Genomic DNA, 18,267 nt, shown 5'->3' with positions numbered 1-18,267 from the left:
GTCTACTTCGCTCATGTTCTTACTCCCATTCGATCGTGGCGGGAGGTTTGCTACTGATGTCGTAGCACACGCGGTTAACGCCTTTGACTTCGTTTATGATCCGCGTGCTGATCCGAGCGAGCAAGTCATAAGGGAGGTGACTCCAGTCTGCGGTCATGAAATCGTCCGTATTGACGCAGCGAACGGCGACTGCATTGTCATAAGTTCGGGCATCGCCCATGACCCCGACACTTTGCACAGGCAACAATACCGCAAATGCCTGCGAAGTTTCGCGGTACAAACCAGCGTTCTCAATCTCCTCGACAACGATCGCATCCGCCTCTCGCAGCACCACGAGTTTTTCCCGAGTGACTTCGCCGAGACAGCGAACGGCCAGTCCGGGACCGGGGAAGGGGTGTCGCCAGACGAGTTGCTCAGGCAGCCCGAGTTCGATACCGAGGCGGCGGACTTCGTCCTTGAATAAATCCCGTAGCGGTTCGATTAACTCAAATCCGAGTTCATCGGGGAGTCCACCTACGTTGTGGTGCAGTTTGATCGTCGCCGCCGGACCATCTTTGTCTGCACCGCTCTCGATGACATCCGGATACAGCGTGCCTTGGGCGAGGAAGTGCGCGTCTTCAATTTTTTCCGCCTCCGCTTTGAAGCACTCGATGAACGCATAACCAATTCGTCGCCGCTTCTCTTGAGGCTCTTCGACGCCTGCGAGATCGTCGAGAAACTGGTCTTCGGCATCCACGACGTGCAAGTCGGCTTTGAAGTGATTGGAGAACTCATCGATCACAATCCGCTGCTCGTTCTTCCGTAGCATCCCGTTGTCGACCAAGATACATGAGAGCTGCGTGCCAATCGCTTTGTAGAGTAAAGCCGCGACGACAGAGGAATCGACGCCGCCCGACAAGCCACAGATCACTCGCTTGTCGCCGACAGTGGCCCGAATCTGTGCGATCGCGGCATCGGCGAAATCGCCCAATCGCCAACTGCCATCACATCCACAGATGTCACGGACAAAGTTGTGCAGAATCTGGCCACCGTGCGGAGTATGAGTGACCTCGGGGTGAAACTGCATCGCGTACACCGGCCGCGTGTTGTGCCGGATCGCCGCGTAGGGGCAGGTGGCGGTTTTGGCCATCACGGTGAAATCATCGGCGATCTGTGACACCTGATCACCATGGCTCATCCAGACCTGCTCGCACGCTTGCATGCCGCGGAAGATGGAATCGTGATCGATGAAATCGCACATCGCCCGGCCATACTCACGGCTGGGCGTGTTGTCGACTTTACCACCGAGTGCTTGGCAGGCGATCTGCATGCCGTAGCAAATTCCCAGGATAGGAATACCGAGATCAAAAATCGCTGGGTCAATCTGGGGTGCATTCTCCTCGTAAACGCTCGATGGTCCACCCGATAGAATAATCCCACGAGGAGCGAGTTCGGCCATTCGATCGGCAGTGATATCGTGCCGAACGATCTGGCAGTAGACGTGCTGGTCGCGGACGCGTCGGGCAATCAATTGGGCGTATTGGGAGCCGAAATCGAGCACCACAATCCGCTGCTCGGTCAGCTGCGCCGCCGGATCGCTCATCGCTGTCTGACGTTCCCCCTCGTCAGGATTTTTGCCGTCAAGTGAGTGAGATTCAGTACGGGTGGAGTGGATCGTCATCGGTTTCGCCGAAAGTCTGCGGTGCGGGCCAATTCAATAGTTTAGAAGCTGTTTCACAAATTCCCAAGGGGCGGCATCCGCGGCCGCCATCGCAGCTGGCGGGTTCATTTTCGATTCCCAAGCGTTTGCGGTTTATGATGAGAAGGATTCCCGCGACCTGACGTGGCAGGGGGATCTCGCCCCGTGTACCAACCTGTTTCCACATTCTGACACTCCGATGGCCCCGAATCCCATGACTGATGCTCTGCGACCCTACCTGGCCAAGTTTAGTCGTGTCTCGGAATTTTGGCGGCCTGCCGCGGGTGTAGTGTGCTTGGTCCTCGCATGGTTCGCCATTTCTGAAGCCATAGCGGACGACCCTCCCGTGGGACTCGATGCGGTCTACCGCCAAGCGTACAACACCGTCGGGGCTAGTATTGGCAAGGCGGGTGCGGAGTACGTCGCGGGCAATTTTGAGTCATCGGCGCGGGCGTTGGAGAATGCGATGAAGCAGGTGCAGGTTGCTGTCCAGGCAGGCAGTCCCGAACTCTACGATGCCCTGCTTCCTAAGATTCAGAAAATTTCGGACGCGCGAGTGATGATCGAACTCGAAGGCGTTGCGATTGCTCCTTTCGTCCCACCCCCACGTCCAGGATCCGGCGATGCGAACGCGATGACGAACATGGACTCAACGATGCCTCAGTCGGGTACGCCCGACCTCAGCAGCGGTGCGAACGCGTCGCCCCCACCGAGTCCTTTTAGCCCTGAGGGCAACGGCGTCAGCTTTGTTTCTCAAGTAGCCCCGATTCTGAACGCCAAGTGTGGCGGCTGTCATGTCCGTGCGAAAAAAGGCGGATTCTCGCTAGAGAGCTATAGCGTGTTGATGAGAGGCCCGCGTGAAGGGGTCGTGGTCTTTCCCGGGGACACCATCGGCAGTCGCTTAATCGAGACAATTGAAACCGGTGATATGCCTCGGGGCGGTGGCAAGGTCAGCGACCAGGATCTTGCCCTGCTGAAACGTTGGATCAATGAAGGGGCCAAGTTCGACGGTCAGGATCCGGCCGCCAAGCTGACCAGTCTACCGGCCACGGCCGCGCCTGATTCGACTCCGCAGCCCGCGATGGAGATGGCCGCTGCGCCGCCGGAAATGACAGCACCCACCGGCAGGGAAGCCATTGATTTCGCCAGCCAAATCGCGCCGCTATTGGTCGACAATTGCAGCGGCTGCCATATCGCTGCGATGCAGACCAAGGGCGGCTTGCAAATGGACACGCTGGCGAGAATGTTTCGCGGTGGGGACAGCGGACCGGTCCTCGCGCCCGGCCAAGGCGAATCTAGCCTGCTCGTGAAGAAACTCCGAGGCACCGAAGGGGCGCGGATGCCCGCCGGCGGTCGTCCACCGCTGGCCGACTCGGAAATCGCATTGATCTCCAAATGGATCGACGAAGGCGCGACAGTTCCCGAGAACGAGCGCGCCGAATCGCTCCAAGTGATGACCCAGCGGGCCTGGCTGGCCGCCGCCTCGCCCGCCGAAGTCAGCGCCCGCCGTCAGGAACTTGCGAGCGAGCATTTTGCGTTGGCTGGGGGCAATTCCGGCGACCTGGCATCGGCGCAGACGGACCACTTTGCGATCTGGGGGACTGTCCGCCCCGAGACGCTGAAGATGGTTGGTGAGCAAGCCGAGGCAGACCTTCTGCGAAGCTCCCGCGTGCTGCCCGCTAAAACATTGTCCGCCAAGGGTGCCGCTGCGGAGGCCTTTTTCAATGGGAAGGCGTCGATCTACGTGCTGCCCCGCCGATACGATTACAGCGAATTCGCTCAGATGGTGGAGCAGCGCAGCGTTCCCTCTGACTGGGAATCACATTGGTTTTACGATGGTATCCAGGCCTATATCGCCGTCGTTGCCTCCGACAATGATGAGCCCGAGGAAATTGCCGAACGCCTCGCCGCCCCGGTCGCCAGTCTCGCCGTGGCGAGCCGGGCCAGCTCCGTGCCACGCTGGTTCGCCGACGGGTTGGGCCATGTCGTCGCCGCTTCAGAGACCAAGTATGACCGAGCGGAACTCGCAAAGATGCAGTCCGAACTCGTTTTGGCGGTGGGGACGATGGATTCCGGGAAAGAGTTTTTCGCTGGAAGACTAGCCCCCGAGCGGGCAGACCAAATTGCCGCTGCCGTCTGTCAGTCGTTCTTGACCCGTGAGCGAAAACGCGGTTTCGATGCGGTGATTCGGAATCTCGAACAGGGCATGCCTTTCGACCAGGCGTTTCAATCTGGCATGGGAGGTACACCTACCGCCTATTTCGACGCTTGGCTGAAATGGGTCAAATGAATGCCCATGCGGTCTCACCGAAAAATGGAGACGTGGATCCATTGTTGAGACATGCCGCTCAGAATTCGGCCTGAGCGAGCAAATTCTCGCAGTCGTGGCCACTGCCGGACGCGTATTTTGGCTATGCTTGACGCAGCGATATTGTGCTGGAAGTCGCCGAGCGACGGCAATCTCGTAGGATGGGGCCATTGTCCCGTCCGAAACCGATTTGCGCGCTCGGGACAATGGTCCCAAGCTACTCAATCCACCCGCGAATCTCTCCGCAATAACACTCATGATGAACTCCTCCGACGAACTCGACGCGGTATCCGAAACCTTGGCACAACTGGTAACCCGGGTCCGTCACACGCATGAAGAGATATATGGACAGCCGCCCGAATTCGTTGTCGCGGCACCGGGGCGGGTCAATTTGATCGGCGAGCACATTGACTACAACGATGGTTTTGTGCTGCCCATGGCGATCGAGCGATACGTTGTGATGGCGGGCTCGCGAGCCGGCAGTGGGCATGCCCAGTCGCGATTCCACAGTATCAGCATGGATTCCGACGCGCTGCTGGCCAGCGACGGTAGTCCGGTGGACCATCTCGATACACCGGGCTGGGCCTGCTACGTGCAAGGAGTTCTCGCTGGTTTTGCCGGTGTGGGTCTCGACGTTCCTCCGCTGGACGTCTCCTTTGATTCCACCGTGCCGCTCGGTGGCGGGTTGTCTAGCAGCGCGGCGCTCGAAGTCGCGACAGCGACACTGCTCGAAGCGGTCACCGGCACCACGCTTGACATGCGAGAGAAAGCCCTCATATGTCAGAAGGCCGAGCATGACTTCGCCGGCGTGCCGTGCGGAATCATGGATCAGTTCAGCAGCGTATTTGGCAGGGCGGGCGAGTTGATGCTGCTGGACTGCCGGTCACAAGAAATCACAGCCGTGCCGTTTACCGACGATGGAGTCACGCTGTTAATCACCAATAGCAACGTCAAACACGAACTCAACGGTGGCGAGTATGCGGAGCGACGTTCGCAATGCGACTCGGCGCTGAAGATCATTGGTAAACCATCTTGGCGCGACGTCACGCGCGACGATATTCAAATGTGCCGTGATCAGCTCAGCGGTTCTGAATATCAGCGTGCTTCCCACGTCGTCGGCGAGATTCAGCGGACCACGCGTGCTGCCGAAGCACTCTCGGCGAGTCGATTGACCGAGGTCGGCGAATTAATGTACGCCAGTCACGATTCGCTCAGCCGTGATTTTGAAGTCAGCTGCCGCGAACTCGATTTGCTCGTCGACCTCGCCCGTGGTGTCGGTGAGGCCGGCGGCGTGATCGGCTCCCGCATGACCGGAGGGGGCTTCGGAGGCTGTACGGTGACGCTTGTCAAAACAGAGTCGGCCCCCGCTCTGATCGACAGATTAATGAAAGAATACGAAGCTGAAACCGGCGTGAAGCCATCCTGCTTCACTAGCTGTCCCGCCCTCGGTGCGCACATTGTGTCGTAGACAGGCCGAAACAATAGGCACAGGGACGAGAAGCGGCGGATCTCTATTTATCCTCCCCCAGCCATTAGGAATGAACCTATGAGACGAACCGTCTGCACGTTGCTGGTGGGCCTGATTGCGTACACCGCCTTTGCCGAGCAAAGAGAGTCTCTGCGGCATGAGTCCGGGCCGGATCCAAATCGAGGCGCCGCTTCGTCGGATCCGTGGCAGACGATCGCTCCCTATTTCTCACCGCCAACCGCTTGGCAGGGACAATTCGGCGACTACCCATCGCCGTTGCAGTTCACAGATGGTACCCGCGCGAAAACGGCAGATGACTGGGAACGCCGCCGCGAGGAGATCCTGCAGGACTGGGAGTCGAAACTGGGGAAATGGCCGGATTTGATCACTGAGCCCGACGTGCAGATCCTCGAAACGATCCGTCGCGAGAACTTCACCCAGCATCGGATTCGATTCGATTGGACGCCGAACGAACAAACGACGGGATACTTACTGATCCCCGATGGTGAAGGCCCGCGACCAGCCGTCGTGACCGTATTTTACGAGCCGGAAACCGCTATCGGGCTGGGGACTCCCGATCGTGACTTTGCCTTGGAGCTGGCTCGTCGCGGGTTCGTGGTCCTCTCCATTGGCACGACCGAGGCCAGCCAAGCACGCACCTATTCTCTGTACTACCCCAGTATCGAAGACGCTCAAGTCGCACCACTCTCCATGCTCGGCTATGCCGCGGCAAACGCATGGCATGTCCTCGCCAACCGGCCCGAAGTGGATGCACAGCGAATTGGGATTGTGGGTCATTCGTTTGGTGGCAAATGGGCCATGTTTGCATCATGCCTATTTGACAAGTTTGCCTGTGCCGCCTGGTCTGACCCAGGAATCGTGTTCGATGAATCACGCGAAAGCATTAACTATTGGGAGCCATGGTATCTCGGCTATCACCCCAAACCTTGGCGTAAGCGCGGGCTGATCACGGCAGAGAATCCTGCCTACGGGCTGTACCCAGAGCTTCGAGCAACAGGCCACGACCTGCATGAGTTACACTCTCTGATGGCACCGCGTCCGCTGTTGGTTTCCGGCGGCGCCGAAGATCCGCCTCGTCGGTGGGAGCCACTCAACCACTTGATTGAAGTCAACCGCATCCTGGGTTACCAGAACCGGGTGGCGATGACGAACCGGCCCGAGCACTCTCCCAACGAAGAGTCCAACAAAGTCATTTACGCGTTCTTTGAGCACTTTCTGAAACCGTGATCTGTCAATGGACGCGTGCCTCCCACCTCCCTCCAATGCACTCGAACGAGTGTTCCTGCCCTCTCTAGGAGAGACCAATGCCCCTACGATCCAACTCGCCCCCACGATCCAACCGCCGCTCATTTCTGCGAACCGCCACCATCGCGGGCACCGCAATCAGTCTCAATGCCGCGTCTTACTCCCGAGTCTACGGGGCCAACAGTCGACTGAGAATCGCTAGCGTCGGAACGGGTGGGAAAGGTTGGAGCGACCTAATCGGGGTCGCGGCCAGTCCCGTTGTGCAAGTCGTGGGGCTATGCGATATCGATGATTCAGCAGAGCATCTCGGACGGGCTGCCGAGAAGTACCCTGAAGCGAAACGCTATGCGGATTGGCGTCAACTGCTCGATCAGTCTGGCGACATCGACGGCGTATTGGTTTCGACCCCCGACTTCATGCATGCTCCTATCTCGTTGGCGGCGATGCAACTGGGGAAACACATTTTCTGTCAGAAGCCGCTGGCGCACACCGTGTACGAAGTTCGGCAGATGCAGGAGGCGGCAGCCAAGTATCAGCTCGTGACGCAGATGTGCAACCAAATTCAATCCCACACCGCCTACCGTACCGCAGTGGATTGGGTGCATACCGGTAAAATTGGAAAGGTGAAGGAGGTACACTCTTGGCAGGGTGGCTCGCCATCGTGGCCGAGAAACATTCCCCGCCCGCCCGGTAGCGACCCGGTGCCCCCGTCGGTCCGGTGGGATTTGTGGCAAGGCGTCGCGGCAGAGCGACCCTACAAAACAGGTCTGTATCACCCATTCAACTGGCGTGGATGGCAGGCCTACGGTACCGGACAACTCGGCGATTTCGGATGCCATATCATGGATCCCGTCTTCAAGGCTCTGCGTTTGACCTCACCGACGCGACTTACCGCTGAGGCCCCTCCGCTGATGCCTGAAACGTGGACCGATCGCGCGACAGTGCGTTATGAATTCCCAGGCACCGACATGACAGCGGGCTCGACGCTCAAGTTGACTTGGTATGACGCCGTGGGCGCGCGGCCACCGCGAGAGAAACTGGGGCAGATTCCCGCCGATTATGAGTTACCTGGTGCAGGGTCAGTCCTCGTTGGCGAGAAGGGATCACTGGTGATCCCGCACGTAGCCATGCCAAAACTGTTCCCCGAAGACCTCTACACCGCTGCGGAATTGCCCACGGTTGATAGCGTCGACCACTACACACAGTGGGCCGATGCGTGTGTCGGCAACGGCGAAACAACTTCCCACTTCGATTATGCCGGGCCGCTCACCGAGACGGTCCTGTTAGGCACGATTGGGATCCGTTTCCCCATGCAAGAATTGCAGTGGGATGCCAAGTCGCTCGAGATTACCAATCACGCCGACGCTCAGAAGTGGATCACCAAGAAATATCGAAAGGGCTGGGAACCCGCCTGGGTGTAAACGACGATCGCTGTTGGGCAATGAATCGCAAGCAACCATGTTTTTCGAGCCGATGCTCACACACCTCTTAGCTAATTAAGTTTAGTCAGGATCAAGGCGAGTGCCCTCTCACGAACGGAACGCTTCTGGCCAGAGTTCATTCTAGGTCAACGTCGATGTCAACGGCGTTACACCTTGCCCTCCTTTTCCAGTCGAGAAGATTGATTGCGGGGAAGATTTTAACACAGCGCCGCTTTTGCGTAAATTAACTTGACGCTCGTGAATGTGCTCAGTAACATGGCCACCTCCGGTGAAGTCTATTGAGCAGCAAGCTCAAGCTCCACCGATTTTCGATTGTGGCGACCTTTTTCTCGAGGACTCAGCGATGAAAAGAAGGATTTCAAGTGGCTTCACATTAGTGGAGCTTTTAGTGGTCATAGCAATTATTGGCGTGTTAGTGGGCTTATTACTCCCTGCCGTTCAGGCTGCTCGTGAAGCGGCGAGAAGGATGAGTTGTAGTAACAACTTCAAACAGATCGGTTTGGCGATGCATAATTATCATTCAGCTTACGATCAACTTCCACGATATAGCACCGGCACTTGGCGCGACGACGCACCTGACGCCTGGACACCACAGAACACACATAACTCCGGCTCGCTGAGCGCGATGGCCGGTTTGCTTCCGTTCATGGAACAACAAGCTTTATGGCAAATGATCAGCAATCCATCGGTCCAACGGGTGGATGGGGGAACCCAATCGCCGCCGTGGCCTGCGATGGGCCCGGCACCACGGATCAATGGCGGGCGTGACCAATACATTCCTTGGATGACGGAAACGCCTGCGATGCGGTGCCCGAGTGACCCGGGCGTAGGGCTGCCCGCCGGCGGCCGAACGAACTATGCATTTTGTTTAGGTGATGCCTTTCAGGGAACACCCTTCACGCGTCCAATCCGTTGGAGCGGCCCCAATCCGTTTGATGTGATCTCGGGCAGCAAGCAGACTCAAGGCCGCTATGCACGCGGTATGTTCACCCATCGTACCGATCGAAAATTCCGGGACGTTTTGGACGGGTTGGCCAACACAATTGCGATGGGCGAGATCACGACAGATTTGGGCGACAATGACAAGCGAACCACGCTCAATCGAACGTTGGATACGGTGGAATCGAATGTTTCCATTTGTGCGGAGACGGGGCACATCGATCCTCAGCGCCCCTCGTTTTGGTGTGACGGAGTCGACTGTCCGGCACCGTCAGGACCTGGTGCCATGCACAGCCCAAACGATATTTATAACCGAGGAATGATGTGGATGATCGCGTTGCCCACATCTACCGGAATGTTCACGAATCTTCCACCCAACTCGGAGTTGTGCGTGGATCGGTGGACCGAGGGTGGCGGTGCCATCACCGCGAGCAGTCGCCACCAAGGAGGAGCCCATGTTTTGATGGGTGACGGTGCGGTCAGGTTCATCACCGAGTCCATCGAAGCTGGGAATAAGCAGGCCGGACCTGTCAATGCGGGCCAACGAAGTCCGTATGGGGTGTGGGGCGGTCTTGGCACGAGAGGCAACAAAGAAACCGTTTCGCTTGATCAGTAAGTTATCGCCCTGCTAACGTGCAAAAAACTATTAAGGGAGTTCTACCCCTTGATTGTTCCGAGTTCGGGAGTTTCTTCTCGAAATGACATTCAATATTTCACTACTTTTCACACGAATGAACCACATGAAATCGTTTAGTATACTGCTGATATTGTCCATGACGTTCGCATTGATCTCCGGTTGTGGAGATTCCAGTACGGTCATCCAACCCACGGGTGAAGCGCCCGCGACCGAAACGGACAAAGAGATGGAAACGGACGACTACGAAAAAGCAATGAAGAATATTAACTAATCTGGTTTCTATCTTTATGACATTGTGTGTTTCAGTCAAACATACCTACTCCGTTTAGGGGCAAATGTTTTCCTCGGAGACGTTGTGCAGTTTTCTTCACCTTCCTGCTGGGAGGGTGAAGGTTGAACACAAAGCAACATTCAATCTGGGGAGGACATGAGACGTGCAGCCGTAGGACGTTACGGGACTTGTGTTCTTCTGTCATTTGCTTGACTGCGGTCTGTGCTGCGATTGGATGTCGACCAACTGCGGCCCCAATGGTTACGCGGCAACGAGTTCAAACCGACTCGCAATTATCTAAACCGAGTACCACGTCCTCCTCATCTCAAGAGGACGCCGGGCCACAGGTCTCCAAACGTGACCAACGTAATCGCCAAGCGTTTCTGGAGAAATTGAATCAGCTTTTAGATCACCCACAGCGCATTGATACGGACGGCTCTGCAGATCAGACGGTCAAGGCGTGTCTTATTCAGTTCCCTGATGATCCAACGATTTTGTATTCTGTCGCGATGATTCAGAATCGATTGGGGCGCGTTGGCGAAGCGATTCAAACGCTGAAGCAGATTGACTTGCATGAATCGGACGTGGGACCTGCTGCATTGGGAGTGAGGTCAGATTGGCTTGCCCAAACAGGACACTCCGAGCAAGCGATCGCTGGATACCAACTTTTACTCAAGCACTTTCCCGAAGCGACTACTGCACATCGTCAGTTGGCGGCGTTGCTGAATTCGTTGGGCCGACGTCACGAAGCTGCGCAGCATCTTCGCAACCTCGTGCTTTTAGGCGATGTTCGTCAAACCGAACTAGCTTCCTTGCTGGCGATTCAAGACCCATCGCTGACGTCAACGGTGGGTCTCAGTACTGAGCCAGTGCAGAGGCCCGTCACTTGGACCGGACCAATCGCTCGCGCTCAAATTTTGATGGCTTCACACAAGCCACATCTCGCGATTGATCTGTTGTCGGAAGTGATCAACAATTCTGAAACAGCAGCTTCTGCTGAATCGGGATGGAACGCGGCACTAGCACTCATGGGCCGCGCCACGGTGGAAGCCAACGACGAACAAACACTACGGATTTGGTGGGCTCATCTCAATCAAGATCAACTTTTGTTGTCAGATCATTGGTTTGCGTTGAGCAAGCTAGCACACGACGATTTACGCGACACCAACCTAGCGATCTCTTTGATGGCTGAAGCGATCCTTCGCGATCCAACCGATCGCGTGGCCCTTGGATTGCTCGCTAACTGGATGAACGAGACTCAGCAGTATGAGATCGAGCGAAAAATCACGCAACGGATGGAACGGTTGAAGAGAACGGTGATCTTGGGGAACCGAATCGGGGACCGCGGGTCTGAATCATCTGAGAAAACTGCAGGCTTGATCATTAACCTCGCCGATCATCTCGATCACGTCGGACGTGCTTTAGAAGCCAATGCTTGGCGGATGATTGCGACGATGCGGGACGCCAGCGTTGATCAGGCGACGGTGGACTCGCTGAGGCATCGCTATCAAGCTTTGCGAGCTACCGGTACCGGATTCCCAACAGCAACTGTCAGTACGTTCGGGCTTCGTAGCGACGATCCAATTGCGACGCACCAACAAGCGGTCGAAAGAATCGCAGCCATCATCGGCGAATTCAAGCCGATCGATACAGGCAGCGAGGGTCACGTCGACACATCGGAAAAGTTCGCAGCAGTCGTACGTTTTGTCGACAAGGCACGTGAGCGACATCTCCATTTTCGCTATAAGAATGCCAGCCCTCCACTTCCACGAGACTTGCAAATCTTTCAGCAGTTCGGAGGCGGCGTATGCGCATTGGACTTTGATCACGATGGATGGGTTGATTTATTTTTTGGACAGGGCGGCTGTGAGCCAAGTCGCAATGCTCCAGCGCCAGCTTCCAGTGAAACTTCCAACCGATTATTTCGGTCGGCTGCTGGCATGTTCAAGGATTGCTCCAAGCCCTCCGGCATTGAGGATGGGTACTTCACGATGGCCGTTGCCTCGGGTGATCTGAATCAAGATGGCTGGCCAGATTTGTTGGTCTGTAACTTTGGACACAACGAGTGTTTAATCAACAACACCGATGGAACTTTTTCTCGTGCGGAGTTTCCTGCATGGACGAACGATCGAGCTTGGTCCGCTGGTGGTGCTGTTGCCGATCTGACGGGAAATGGTATTCCCGACATCGTTGAAATTCGGTATCTCGATGACCCTCGGGTCTTTGAGTCACTGCCAATCAGCGAACACGGGCGCGCAATCGACTATAGGGGGCCCGAGTCTTATGTCGCTGCCCACGATGTCTTGCACTTGCAATCGAGCACCCAGCAGTGGAGGGAGGAGGTCTTTCATCGTGAAGAAATTCCTGCCCCTAGCCTGGGCGTCGTTGTCGGCGATTTCGATAATCAAGTCGGTAACGAGATCTTCATCGCCAATGACACCAAGCCAAATCGACTTTGGAAGCGTGAGCCAACTTCCTTGCGGGTAGGTTCGACCGGTGGGGACGCATACGAATGGATCGACTTGGCCAAGATTCGCGGTTGTGCCTACTCATCGCTCGGCGGAAGCGGGGCTTCAATGGGCGTCGCCGCTGCTGATTTCGATCGAAATAATCGGATCGACTTTCACGTAACCAATTTCCTTAACGAACCGGCGCATCTCTATCTGCAAGGCGCGGACGGAGTTTTTAACGACCTAGTTGCCGCCAGCGGCCTTGCGAGCGAGAGCATCCCTGTGCTTGGGTTTGGGACTGTCGCTCTTGATTTTGATAACGACGGCGATGAAGATCTCGCGGTGCTCAACGGCCATATTGAAGATCTAAGTCATCTTGGTATTGCTCACAAAATGCCCGCTCAGTTATTTTGCCAAGAACATGCAAGGTTTGAGATGGTAGCGACGGCGGGTGATTGGGCAAAACCTTCAATCGGACGTGGGCTTATTCGCACCGACCTGAACCGAGACGGGCTGGTCGATATGGTTGCTATGTTCCAAGACCGCCCAGCCGCATTGCTAGAAAACCAGACGATTAACCAACGAAACGGTGGCTGGTTACAAGTTCAATTGACCGGCATCGACAGCGAACGTTCTGCGGTCGGCGCGAGAGTCTTGGTCGAGTGCGGCGGCACGAATCAAACCCGGTGGTTGACCAGCGGCGACGGGTATGCGTGCCAGCACGAATCGGCACTCTTCTTTGGTGGATTTCCGAAGGGAGAAGGACTCCAGTTAACAGTTTATTGGCCTTCGGGGCACCAAGATTCTTTCAAGAATGTAAGTAGCGATCAGGCTGTACTAATAGTAGAGCGGCAATTTTTATGGGCCGTTGAGCCGTGAATCATTTACTGAGAATCCAAAGCTGTCGACCGACCGAAGCACGCTCCCTGTTCCTCGGTGCCCTAGTTGCAATGACGATCGTCGGTGCCGGTTGTGGGCCGAAAAAATTGGTGGATCGGCACACATCGCAGTTATTCAGGTGGCAAGATTCATTGTCCAAAAGCGATCCGAAAGCAGTCGCCAAGGGTAATTCCCGCGATTGGGAAATACTGCCCGAAGGATCGATCGGTTCGGATGCCTGCGTTGAATGCCATCGACCTCAGGTGGAGGCGTTTAAGCGGACGGCTCACGGGAACTCGATGCGACGCATACAGCCCGAAGATTTGCCGCCCCCAGGTCACTTCCGCAAAGGCGATTCGTCTCGGATATATGAAGCGGAAATCATTGCGACTGGGATGCAACACCGAGAGTCGGTTCTTTCAGCACAGGGGACCCCTCTTGCCGAAAATTCGCTCGAGGTAGGCCTTGAGATTGGGTCCGGTGCTCACGCTCACACCTACCTTGGGCAGCAGGATGGTTATTGGATCGAGTCACCGCTTACGTGGTATCACGAATCAGTCGGTTGGGAGCTGTCACCGGGATTCGATGGTGATGATACGGCCATGTTTGATCGCACCGTTACAACGACATGCGTGTTCTGCCACGCGGGACAAATCCGGGCCGATGTGGCTCGAGCGAATCAGTTTGCTGTTTCGCACGCGAGTATCTCTTGTGAACGTTGCCATGGATCGGGTGCGGATCACGTCGCCGCTGAACGAGGCGATGAGAAGATAGATCCAATGAAACGAACGATCGTTCACCCGGGAGAAATTCCGAGAGCGGAACGGGAAGCGATCTGCAGTCAATGTCATTTGCAAGGGATCGTTTCGAGTTCATCTAGCAACTTTGATCGCTGGGACTTTCGGCCTGGCAAACTGCTTTCTGACAATGTCACCGAATATCAACTTCGCGGTGATCAAGAAACCTTTCGCATTGTCGGTCATACCGAACAACTACATCGAAGCGAGTGCTTTCTGCAGACCGAAGAGCTCTCGTGCGTGACCTGTCACGATCCTCATCCGACGACCGTAACGGCAATCGTTTATCGAGAGATTTGCCTAGGATGCCATACCTCACCGTCAACCAAATGCGCGGTGCCAGAAATAGTTCGGATCGAAACGCAGCACGATCAATGCGCAACTTGCCACATGCCGAAGCGATCGACCAACGTTACTCACGCAGCATTACACGACCACCGAATCGCGGTCCATGACCGATCATATGTTCTTGCAAAACAATCTATTCCGCCGTCAGAATCTAGTTCGGTTGCCGACAGTCCGCAGCTTGTCGCAATATCCTCAACGAATCGGCTGGACAACACCGAGCGGGACCGCCGTCGTCTACTCGCGTTGCATTCGCTAGCGACCAGCGGTGACTTGCCTAAAACAATGGAAGACGAATATCGAATTGCGCAACGCGAACTGGTCGAGCTTTTTCAATCTGGCGTCACAGACGCGAGTGTCAGGACGACGCTCGCAAATACGTATCTGGCGGCTGAACAATGGCAAGTGGCTGAGAAATTGGCACAATCGGTCATTCGATCTGAGCCCGTGGGTTCGCACACCTACATCGGCGCGGCGGATGTGTTGGCGCGGCACGCACTGAGGACTCAGGACAACCAAGCGGCGATATCTTGGTACCACCAGTTGACTCAAATGCGTCGAGTTTCTGGAGATCACTTTATGCTGGGCGTTTGCGAACTTAATGCAAACCAAACCCAGTCCGCAATCCTTGCGTTTGAACAAGCCCTTCGGATTGACGCGACGCTTGTAATCGCACACGAATACCTTGCCCAAGCCCTTCGTGCTGCAGATGAGATTGAACGCTGCCACTTGCACGAGCAAGTCGCCCGTGAACTTCGAACTCTGGCCCACGATTAAATCGACGTTCGTACTCGCACGCATCGTCTCGTTTTTACTGGGGGCCTGCTGTCGCTGCCGCGACTTTGATTTTCCGAACGACTCTCTCCGACTTAGACGCGGCGCCCTTGGACGTAGATCTGCTGGATCTTTAAGTCAGGGTCCAAAACCAGTAGATCAGCTCGCTTGCCTGGAGACAGGCTGCCGGTTTCGTGATCGATCCCGGCTCGCTCTGCAGGCGTCAGCGAAGCCATACGGATCACCTCAGGCAGCGTCGCAGAGGTGGATTGGGCGAAATGAGCTACCATCTGATCCATGCCCTGGACGGAGCTGGCCAAGCTGCTGCGGTCGAGGGTCCAGCCCACGTTGCCATCGCTGAACAGCCAGCCCCCCGAATCACGATGCCCGAAAACATATTCCCCTGGTGGCATCCCGTAAGCCCGATTGGCATCGGTGACTAGGCAGAGCCGATCGGGACCTTTCATGCGATAGGCGAACTCCAGCAACTCCGGCGCCAGATGGCAACCGTCGGAGATCACCTCGGTGCTCATCGCAGCTTGCATTAATACAAACTCTGTCATGCTCGCTTGCATCGGCACCTGAAATCGCGCCCGCAGCGAGGGGACGCTACTCATCGCACACCAGAAATGGTCGACGTGCCGCATGCCAGCGTCGAAGGCCGCCTGCATCTCCGTCCAACTGGAATTGGAATGACCGCAGGTGATCAAGCACTTCTTTTCGGCAGCCATACGGTAGAAGGAGGTCGCCCCAGGGAGCTCAGCGGCACAGGTGGCGATGCGAACAAAATCACGATCGAAGTACGATTGATATTCATTCTGTTCGGGATCGCGCCGCCCGTTGGCATCGTGGCAGCCGACCTTGCCGGCTGCGAAAAAGGGACCGTACAAATGGATGCCGGGCAGGTGCGGTAGCGCCGTTGTATTCGCGAGGGGAGACGCATTCGCTAGATGTTGCAATGACTCTTGAGAAACAGATTGGCAGGCGTCAATCATCCGGTGGATCAACTGCGGGCTTCCCGTCGTCGACGTCGGGAAGATGGTTGTCGTTCCGCCCCGCAGGTGTGCGGCAGCGGCGGTGCGAACGGCGTGCTCGTCGCCGTCCATGAAATCCGCTCCATCGCCGCCGTGAACATGCAGGTCCACGAACCCAGGCGACAGATACACTCCTTGCAAGTCGATTATTTCGCTGTCCTCGGGGATGGGCTGCGAATCCCCGACGGATTCAATCTTGCCTTCGCGGCAAATCACGACTGCGTTAGAGAGCAGATGATCGGCCAGAATCGCCGTGCCTCCGACGAATACCAAGGGTTTGGCAGCGGAGCTTCGATCGACACCAGATTCCATCACGACCTCACTGAGTTGCGGCTCATCCGACAGTAGCGAACGGATGGTCTAAGATGCAGATTTTTTGAGCTCAAGTGTCGGGCTACTCAAGTGTCGGGCTACTCAAGTGTCCGGCTACGCTGGCTCATTCGGTCGGCGGTTCGGTGTCAACGGCAGTAGGATCGTCCGACGGTGCTAAGACGATCTGCTTCGAGAGTTCCTTGCCATGCCGCCAAATCTTGATGTCTTGAGTCGAGCCTACGGGTTGCTGTTCGACGGCTTGCTGCAATGCTCTGGAGCGTTGCACCCGTTGACCGGCGAATTCTAAAATAACGTCCATGCTTTGGAGGCCTGCCACCTCAGCGGCTGAGTTCTTGATGACCTGGGCAACGAGCACGCCTAGATAAGTCGGCATGCCAACTTTCTTGGCGAGCTTGGGGTTCAGATCTGCGAGGGTCACACCGATGGCGGCCCGGCGCACCCGCTGGAACTCAGCCAGCTCGCGGGCGATCCAGTGGGCCTGGTTGATGGGAATGGCAAAGCCGATGCCTTGGTAGCCGCCATTGCGGGTGGCGATGGCGGTACTGATCGCGATCACCTCACCGTCAAGATTGACCAACGGACCGCCAGAATTGCCGGGATTGATGGCCGCATCAGTTTGGAACAGTCGCCCGCGACGGATCTTGCTGATGCTGCGATGCTTGGCGCTAATGATGCCCGCACACACGGTGGCCTCCAGTTTAAATGGACTGCCAATGGCGAGAACCCAGTCGCCAATCTCGATAGGGTCAGAATCGCCCATCGTCGCAATTGCCAGGTCGCGTTCGCTCGAGAGTCGCAGCACTGCGACATCGCTGTCCGGATCACCATAGACGTTTTCAGCGACCAGTTCACTCTCGTCGGGAAACTGCACGACGACGCGTTTTGCACCGGTGATAACGTGATTGTTGGTGATCACCCAATACGTCTTCGCAGTGCCGCTGTCGGCAGTTGCTGGAGTCGACGGTTCACCAGTGGGCATCAGGTCGACGATCACGCCGGAGCCCAATCCGGTCAACTGATACCCTTCATCCTCCGTTTGCGGAGGCGGCGCGGGGCCGAAGGTTTCGTCGTCGGGTGGAGCGGTTTCGTCGTCGTCGGGGGTGTTGTCCTGCGGGTTGGATTGCTGTGAGTTTTGGCCATAGGAGTACACCGTCACCACCGCGGGCGTCGCCTCACGGGCAGCATGGCGAAATGCTTCGGATAGGGCTCGCGCATCACTTTTAAAAATATCTTCTTGTTCGGTGTCCTGGTCTGCTGCATCGCTGTCAGCTTTCGTTTCCCTGGCGTTGGTTGGAGACGAGGGACCAAGTGTCTCGACGGACTCTGCCGGAGTGCCTGGCAATGTCACAATCTCCTGCGCCGCGGCGAGCGCACACATGAGCGTGATGACGAGGGTGCAGGTGAGCGCGGAGAACGCTCGGTAAGCGGTCGTTTGGTGTAGTGGCAGCATGGACACAATTTCTCGGAGCGTCAAAGGGGAACTCAGGCTGCAGGGATTCTAAGGGATTTACCACTGCAGCGGATAGGTTCGCAGTCGGAAAAGATGGTTTGGTCGACAGCTGCCGGCGACACTCAGGGCAGCGAGCGGATTGCCTGGCGGTTCGTCTTTGCTACACTACATGTGCCATGAAGGCGGAATCGACTCC

Annotated in this window: 11 protein-coding genes; 8 read left to right on the top strand and 3 right to left on the bottom strand. The window is 56.5% G+C overall.

Annotation, left to right across the window (positions count from 1 at the left end; genetic code table 11):
• Positions 1–19: 19 nt before the first annotated feature.
• A complete protein-coding gene (gene guaA / locus Poly21_RS18100; protein ID WP_496109474.1) occupies positions 20–1,660 on the bottom strand; it encodes a glutamine-hydrolyzing GMP synthase in 1,641 nt (546 codons plus the stop codon).
• A 232-nt stretch (positions 1,661–1,892) separates the two neighbouring features.
• On the opposite strand from guaA, the gene Poly21_RS18095 reads away from it, so the two are divergent.
• The 8 genes from Poly21_RS18095 (at position 1,893) to Poly21_RS18065 (ending at position 15,257) form a co-directional block, all read left to right on the top strand.
• Positions 1,893–3,968, top strand: coding sequence for a c-type cytochrome domain-containing protein (locus tag Poly21_RS18095; RefSeq protein WP_146408273.1), 2,076 nt, complete (start codon positions 1,893–1,895; stop codon positions 3,966–3,968).
• Between the two features lie 274 nt (positions 3,969–4,242).
• A complete protein-coding gene (galK, locus tag Poly21_RS18090; protein WP_146408272.1) occupies positions 4,243–5,454 on the top strand; it encodes a galactokinase in 1,212 nt (403 codons plus the stop codon).
• 78 nt (positions 5,455–5,532) lie between these two features.
• Positions 5,533–6,702, top strand: a complete 1,170-nt coding sequence (locus tag Poly21_RS18085; RefSeq protein WP_146408271.1) for a dienelactone hydrolase family protein — start codon at positions 5,533–5,535, stop codon at positions 6,700–6,702.
• 77 nt (positions 6,703–6,779) lie between these two features.
• Positions 6,780–8,141: a Gfo/Idh/MocA family protein gene (locus Poly21_RS18080; RefSeq protein ID WP_146408270.1), complete on the top strand. Its 1,362-nt coding sequence runs from the start codon at positions 6,780–6,782 to the stop codon at positions 8,139–8,141.
• A 364-nt stretch (positions 8,142–8,505) separates the two neighbouring features.
• Complete coding sequence (locus Poly21_RS18075) at positions 8,506–9,717, top strand: DUF1559 domain-containing protein (protein WP_146408269.1); 1,212 nt, start codon at positions 8,506–8,508, stop codon at positions 9,715–9,717.
• Positions 9,718–9,841: 124 nt separating this feature from the next.
• Positions 9,842–10,009, top strand: a complete 168-nt coding sequence (locus Poly21_RS27665; protein WP_302119479.1) for an outer membrane protein assembly factor BamD — start codon at positions 9,842–9,844, stop codon at positions 10,007–10,009.
• A gap of 509 nt (positions 10,010–10,518) precedes the next feature.
• The gene (locus Poly21_RS18070; RefSeq protein ID WP_302119477.1) at positions 10,519–13,338 is read left to right on the top strand and encodes a CRTAC1 family protein; all 2,820 of its coding nucleotides are present in this window, start codon (positions 10,519–10,521) and stop codon (positions 13,336–13,338) included.
• 71 nt (positions 13,339–13,409) lie between these two features.
• Positions 13,410–15,257, top strand: coding sequence for a tetratricopeptide repeat protein (locus Poly21_RS18065; RefSeq protein WP_302119474.1), 1,848 nt, complete (start codon positions 13,410–13,412; stop codon positions 15,255–15,257).
• Between the two features lie 92 nt (positions 15,258–15,349).
• On the opposite strand, the gene Poly21_RS18060 is transcribed toward Poly21_RS18065, so the two are convergent.
• Both Poly21_RS18060 and Poly21_RS18055 read right to left on the bottom strand, forming a co-directional pair.
• Positions 15,350–16,600, bottom strand: coding sequence for an N-acetylglucosamine-6-phosphate deacetylase (locus Poly21_RS18060; protein ID WP_146408811.1), 1,251 nt, complete (start codon positions 16,598–16,600; stop codon positions 15,350–15,352).
• Positions 16,601–16,724: 124 nt separating this feature from the next.
• The gene (locus Poly21_RS18055) at positions 16,725–18,071 is read right to left on the bottom strand and encodes a S1C family serine protease (RefSeq protein WP_302119472.1); all 1,347 of its coding nucleotides are present in this window, start codon (positions 18,069–18,071) and stop codon (positions 16,725–16,727) included.
• Positions 18,072–18,267 lie beyond the last annotated feature (196 nt).

Origin of the sequence: Allorhodopirellula heiligendammensis (assembly GCF_007860105.1) — a bacterium.
Classification (GTDB): domain Bacteria; phylum Planctomycetota; class Planctomycetia; order Pirellulales; family Pirellulaceae; genus Rhodopirellula; species Rhodopirellula heiligendammensis.
Note: the sequence above shows the minus strand (reverse complement) of the source record. Positions and strands in the feature narration are given on the sequence as shown.